Below are 6,338 nucleotides of genomic sequence, written 5' to 3' on the forward strand. Positions count from 1 at the left end.
GCCGGGCTCTCCCCTGCCACCGGGGGCCCCGCCGGCGGCACGGGAGGCACGGCAGGCGCGGGGGCACCGCCCGGCTGGAACGCCGGAGGCGGGGCGTACGGCCCCGCCGGCGGGACGGGGGGCGCCCCCGGCGCGGGAGCCGGCGGAGGCGGAACCGCCCCGGGCACCGGCCCGCTCGGAACAGCGGACCCCGCCGGAGCGGCAGGAGACTCGGGCGGGGCCGACGCGTCGGAGGACTCCTCCGTCTCCTCCTCCGCTTCCTCGGCCTCGGACTCCGGCCCCCCCGACGTGTTCTGCATGTACCAGGCGGGCGGTGCGTAGTCGATGGTGAACTCGCCGGTCGTCTCGATGGCCGACTCCGCGTCGGGTTGGTCATCGCCGGGTGTGTCCCAGCCCCCGCGGATCCCGTCCCGATCGCTGTTCACAGTTCCTCCTGGTGTGGTCGAGCACCCTCATGCTGCCGGGGCGACCATGTCGTGTCGTTCCGAGTCATCCGTAGTCGCGCGAGGCCGTCCGATCCACCGGCTCCTCCCCGGACCGTCGACGCCCGGTCCAGGGGTATTGACGTCGCGTCCGACCCCAGCCTAATCACCACGGACCACACCCCGGCAGGCCCGTCCGCCTCCTGGCACGGGCCCATCGCCTCACGCCCGCCCGGAAAGCGGCGAGACCGGCCGGCACCGCACCGCACCGGGCCCGGACGGGGCGACGGGAGGAGGAGCGAGGAGGGCGGGGACACCAGGAGAACGAAAGCGACAGGGCGGCAAGGCGGGAAGCAGACGGAAAGAGGGCGCAAAGGGGCGGAAAGGCGGAGAAGGAAGGCGGCTCAGTCGAGCCGGCGCGGTGTGCCCAACAATCCGATCTCGGTTTCGGTGGGCCGGGTCACCACGTACTGCCGGTCCCGGTCGGCGCACCACAGCGTGACACCGTCGGCGAGCGTCGGCAAGGACTCCACGTCCGCCCGCGGCAGCGCCATGGTGCGGTTCAGGACGGCCGCCTCGTCCGGCGAGATCCGCTGGACGCCGACGAGCCGCGCCTGCCGTATCAGCCGGGGGGCCACCGGACTCAGATACGGCAGCAGGGTCAGCACCGACTGCCAGGGGCCCGACACGACCCGGCCGCGCGGCGGGCGCATGCCGCAGTCCCGTACGACCAGTACCGGCGTGCCGGCCGACGCACCCTGCGGGGGCACCCGGCCCACGTCGTACACGGCCAGGCCGTTCTGACCCCCGCCCATGGCATGCACCATCCGCGCCCAGGACTGGGGCCGGCCCGTCTCCACGGCCACACGCGCCCCGGTGGCCGCCGCACGCAGGGCGAGGACCTGTGCCGTCCACAGGCCGCCGATGAGCAGGATGTCGTACGGCGTGGGCCGGTTGATCCCCAGGACGGCGGGCTGTCCCTCGGCACCCACGCCGATGACGACACCGTCGTCCCCGAGGGGCAGCGCGAGCGTGTCCACCTGCTCCGCGAAGAGCGTATGGCGTCCGTGCCGCGGACCGATCAGCCCGAAACCGCTGCGCAGCCGTCCGCGCATCCGCTCGGCGGCAGAGGGCGGAACGCTCTCCGAAGGAGCGGCCGTCCGCGGGGTCACGGCGGTCACCGGGCACCTCCGAGGGGCAGTGTGGCGAGCACTCCGGGCACCTGTTCCCGGTCCAGACGGGCAAGTCCCACGCCCGCCTGCCGTGCGGCGTCCTCCAGCATGCGGCGGGCGGCCACCAGTTCGTCGTCACCGCGTCCGGTGATCCGCACATGCCCGCACAGCGCCGTCCTCTGCCGCTCCGCGCGCGAGAGCGTGAGACTGAACGTCGTGGCGAGCGCCGGCACGCTGGTGAGCAGCGCCACGACCTGGGGCAGGGACGGACCCGGACCGCCCAGCCGGGGCCAGCGCCGGATCCAGTAGGTGGTGTGACGGCGGTTGTCGCAGCGCCAGTTGCGGCCGGACTCCTCCGTCCGCCGCTCCCGCGTCCCGCTCCGTCCGGCCTCCGCCGTCACCAGCGGGTCGGCACACACGGACGTGGCGACGGCGGCGGTCAGCTCCTCCTCGTCGAGCAGGGTCGTGCGGAACCCGGCCCCCGTCAGCCGGCTGGCGAGATGATCGGCGGCGCGCACCAGGCACTTCTGCGCCCCCACCAGCCCTCCGCCGCGGGCCTTCACCGCCTCCCGGCACAGCTCCGGGTCGAGCTTCAGCGCGATCCAGGTCAGGCGCACCGCGGGCGCACCGGTCTGCGCCTGCAGCGGCGCGTAGTTGGTCACGGCCACCGAGTGCTGCGCCAGGTGCAGCGCCGGCGCGGGCTGCGTGTGCAGCACGATCTGCGCCGACTCCAGCCGTATGTCGTCCACCTCCAGCGCGTCCCGCACCAGCCCGACCGGCAGCGGCTGCCGCTCCCGCTCGGCCCGCAGCGCCGTGACGGCGGCCTCCACCTGCACGACGGCGCTGAGAAAGGTCCCGTCCCCGACCATCCCGACGGGACGGCGGTCCCGGCCGTGGTAGGAGCAGGTGCGCAGACGGGGATCGCACTCGACGGCGGGGGCGAAACCGGGCTCGACGTCCGGCGGCACCGCAGTGCCCGCGGCCCGCCGTCTGCGGGCCCGCAGGGCGAGCACGGTGGCCAGCCATTCCGGCAGGGCGCGTCCACGGCGGCGCACGAGGGCCAGGGCCAGGAGGGCGACGGCGACGACGCCCGCCGGTACGAGCGCGAACGGCCCCGCCGCCCCTCCGCAGAGCAGCAGCGCGACGGCCGCCTCCAGCAGGACGAGCCGCTGCAGCGTCAGGGAACTTCCGCGTCCCGCGCGGGACCTGGGCTGCGGAGCGAAGGGACCCTGGGGCGGTGCGGCGGGCGGTGCGGCGGGGCGGACGTCGTCGACGGCCGGCTGCCGTGCGTCACCGGAGCGTGCCCGCGCTTGCGATCGCGATCGGGTCCGTACTGTGGGTGCCGCCACTCCAAATCCCCCGAACTCCTCCGAGACCATTCGCGCACCGCTGCCTCACGGCTCCAGCACCCTACCCGTGCCGCAATCAGTGCCGCGCAACAGGCATAGTAGGGGCCGGTGTTGACAGTCGAGGCACCGGAGAAGGCCGGGAGATGGCCGAGAACGGGGGGCTGGTGCCCATGCCGGACCCCATGAACCCCTTCTCGGCTCCGCACGGGGAGAGAGCGGAAACAGATGGCATCACGGCGGGACGAGCTCAACGCCTACACCTTCGCGAAGCGCCGTATGATCGCGTCCTTTCTCCGGCCCTCGCCGTCGGGCACGGAGGAGGACGCCCCCAAGCCGCTGAGCGCGATCGTGCCCGGTGCCGTCGTCGGCGTGGTGCTCGTCGCGGTGTTCGGAGGCATCGGCCTGTTCAGCCCGACGGCGCCCAAGGGCTGGGACAAACCCGGGGAACACGTCATCGTCGCCAGCCGGTCGACCACACGCTACGTGGTGCTGAAGACGGGCAGGCAGACCCAGCTGCACCCGGTCCTGAACATGACCTCCGCGAAACTCCTGCTGGACCCGGGCAGGAACAGCGTCATCACCGTCGACGAGGAGGTCCTGGACAGCGGCAGGCTCCCGCACGGCGCCACGATCGGCATCCCCTACGCCCCCGACCGGCTGCCGACGGCCGCCGAGGCCGGGTCCCCCAAACGCTGGATGGTCTGCGAACGTCCCGGCGACGGCGGCCGGGCCATCCAGAAGGCGGCGTTCGTCCTCGACAGGAAGGAGTGGTCCAGGACGGAGGGAAGGGAGAAGCTCTCGGGCGGCGACCTGATGTACGTCGTCGGCCCCGACGGGAAGAGCCAGTACGTCGTCGACGCGGGCGGCACCGCGTACCCGCTGGCCGACCCGGCCGACAAGGAACTGCTCAAGGCCCTCGACACCCAGGGCCGCGCCCCGCAGCGCGTCTCCCAGCAGTGGCTCGCCACCCTCCACAAGGGGGACCCGATCGAGATCCCCGGGATTGACGGCACACCGGGCGCGCCGGCGGGCGCATTCCGCGGGGTACAGCAGTACGACAAGTACGACAAAGTCGGCATGGTCATCAAGGCGTACGACGGCCGGCGGATGCAGTACTACGTCGTGCTGCCCGGCCGCTTGGCCCGCATCTCCGAGTTCACCGCCACCCTGCTGCTCAACAGCAGCGCCCTGGTCGCCGTCGGCCAGGCGGGCGAGGCCCAGCAGGTCAGCCCCGGCGCGGTGACCGACACCACGACGTTCGCCGGGGAAAGGAACTGGCCGACGCACAAACCGAGGACGGTGAACGACGGAGGCCGCACGACCTCCGGCCGCAACACCGTCTGCGCGGTCCTGCGCTCCGTCGACAGCCGGGGCCGGACGACCCTGTCCACCTGGGCGGGCACCGGCTTCCCCGCCCAGCTGCCCACCGGCTCCTCCAGCGCATACGTCACCCCCGGCTCGGGACTGCTCTTCAGGCAGTTCCAGGGCACGGAGACACAGGCGGGCGGCATCTTCCTGGTGACCGACACGGGCCTGCGCTACGCCCTGCAGTCCAACAGCGACAGCGCCACCGACGACAAGGGCATCGGCACCTCCGCCCAGCGGCGCAAGGAGGCCCTCACCGAGGCGAGGATCGCCCAGACCCGGCTCGGCTACGAACGGGTCGAGCCGACACCCGTCCCCGCGGAGTGGTCGACATTCCTGCCGACCGGCCCCCGCCTGTCGGAGGCCGCGGCACGACAGCCGCAGGGCTCGTAGCCGCCAAGGAGACGACATGCCGAAGGCACCCCTTCCCGGCCGCCGCACACGCACCGGCACCGCGCCCCGGACGGCGGCCCTGACCGCAGCCGTCGCGCTCATGGCAGCCACCTCCGTCCTCGCCCTGCCCGCACCCGACGCCCGGGCGGACAGCGGCCGGTGCACCTTCCCGTCGAAGCCGTACCGGGGCCGGCCCTGGGCACTGCAGCGGGTCAACCTGGACGAGCTGTGGGCGCAGTCCACGGGCAAGGGCGTCCAGGTCGCCGTGATCGACACAGGAGTCGACATCCGGCACCCGCAGCTGAAACCGGCCGTCGACGCCTCCAAGGGCAAGAACTATCTGCCCACCAGGAACGCCGAGGGCGAGAAGATCGACCGCGGCGACGACCGGGGAACCACCGACACCGTCGGCCACGGCACACGCGTGGCCGGCATCATCGCGGCCCGCCCCGCCAGGAACACGGGCTTCGTGGGCCTGGCACCGGACGCGACGATCATCCCGATGAAACAGAACAACGCGGAGGGAGACGGAACGGCCGCCACCCTCGCCCAGGCGATCCGCGACGCGGTGGACGCCGGAGCCGACGTCATCAACATCTCCCAGGACACGGCCAACGCCGTCAGACCCGACATCCGCCTGGAACAGGCGGTCGACTACGCCCTCGACCAGGAGGTCGTGGTGGTCGCCTCGGCCGGCAACGACGGCCTGGGCGGCAACGTCAAGACCACCTACCCGGCGTCGTACAAGGGCGTCCTCGCGGTGGCGGCCTCCGACCGCAACAACGAACGCGCCCCCTTCTCCCAGTCGGGGGAGTTCGTCGGAGTCGCTGCCCCCGGCGTCGACATGATCTCCACCGTCCCCGGTGGCGGCCACTGCTCCGACAACGGCACCAGCTTCTCCGCCCCCTATGTCGCCGCGGTGGCGGCCCTGCTGAAGGCCAAGTACCCCCAGTGGACGGCCCAGCAGATCGTCGCCCAGATCGAGCAGACCGCGGAACGCTCGATCGCGGGCCGCGACCGCCTGGTCGGCTGGGGCGTGGTCGACCCGGTCAGGGCCCTGACGGACGTGGACCCCGCCCACCCCGTGGAGTCACCCGAGGCCCGGGAAGGCGTCACCCGCGCCAAGGCCCCCTCGGTGACTCCCCTGCACTTCGGCGAGACCCCCGACGAACGCAACCAGCGCCTGGCCACCTATGTGACGGTCGGCAGCCTGGTCCTGACGGCAGCCCTGGGCGGAACGGCCGTGGCGGTACGGGACGCACGACGGCGGCACGGGCACAGAGGCGCGGGAGGGGAGGCATGACGACGATGACAGGGGGTCAGCTTCGTCCCAGCCCTGTCCGCTATCGGCACCTGCACAAACGCCCGCGTCCCGTTGGCAGCTGGCCATGAACATGAACTGATGACCGCGGAGGACGAAACCACACGGAACCTGAACGGCAGTTCATGGGGCGGCGCCGCACTTCCGTCCGGGAGTGAACGCCCTCCTCGCTGGCCTGGCAGCGTCTACCGAAGCTTCATTCCCGCATCGCGGCCGCAGCGACAAACAAGATCTTCTGCCTGCATGTTACTCGCAAACACACGGGCGACAGCGAAACGGTGGCGTCGAGCCTTCCAGCTAAGGGCTGTCCCGTAAC

At 72.5% G+C, this 6,338-nt stretch carries 5 protein-coding genes; 2 read left to right on the forward strand and 3 right to left on the reverse strand.

Annotated features, from left to right (window positions below; all coding sequences use genetic code 11):
• The 3 genes from CCN35_RS30015 to eccE all read right to left on the reverse strand — a co-directional run.
• Positions 1-425: SCO5717 family growth-regulating ATPase (locus tag CCN35_RS30015; protein ID WP_281254828.1), on the reverse strand; the 425-nt coding region annotated here is incomplete at its 3' end.
• 401 nt (positions 426-826) lie between these two features.
• On the reverse strand, positions 827-1,537 hold the full coding sequence (locus CCN35_RS26535; RefSeq protein ID WP_107501105.1) for a hypothetical protein: 711 nt from the start codon (positions 1,535-1,537) through the stop codon (positions 827-829).
• A gap of 62 nt (positions 1,538-1,599) precedes the next feature.
• Positions 1,600-2,943, reverse strand: a complete 1,344-nt coding sequence (gene eccE, locus CCN35_RS26540; RefSeq protein ID WP_425444330.1) for a type VII secretion protein EccE — start codon at positions 2,941-2,943, stop codon at positions 1,600-1,602.
• Positions 2,944-3,168: 225 nt separating this feature from the next.
• Here eccE and eccB point away from each other — a divergent pair, with 225 nt between their 5' ends.
• Positions 3,169-4,701, forward strand: coding sequence for a type VII secretion protein EccB (eccB, locus tag CCN35_RS26545; RefSeq protein WP_067397997.1), 1,533 nt, complete (start codon positions 3,169-3,171; stop codon positions 4,699-4,701).
• Between the two features lie 16 nt (positions 4,702-4,717).
• Positions 4,718-6,004 (forward strand): type VII secretion-associated serine protease mycosin, encoded by a 1,287-nt coding sequence (gene mycP / locus CCN35_RS26550; protein WP_086794613.1) that lies wholly within the window; start codon positions 4,718-4,720, stop codon positions 6,002-6,004.
• Positions 6,005-6,338: the final 334 nt, after the last annotated feature.

Source organism: Streptomyces thermovulgaris, from assembly GCF_002155915.1.
GTDB lineage: Bacteria > Actinomycetota > Actinomycetes > Streptomycetales > Streptomycetaceae > Streptomyces > Streptomyces thermovulgaris.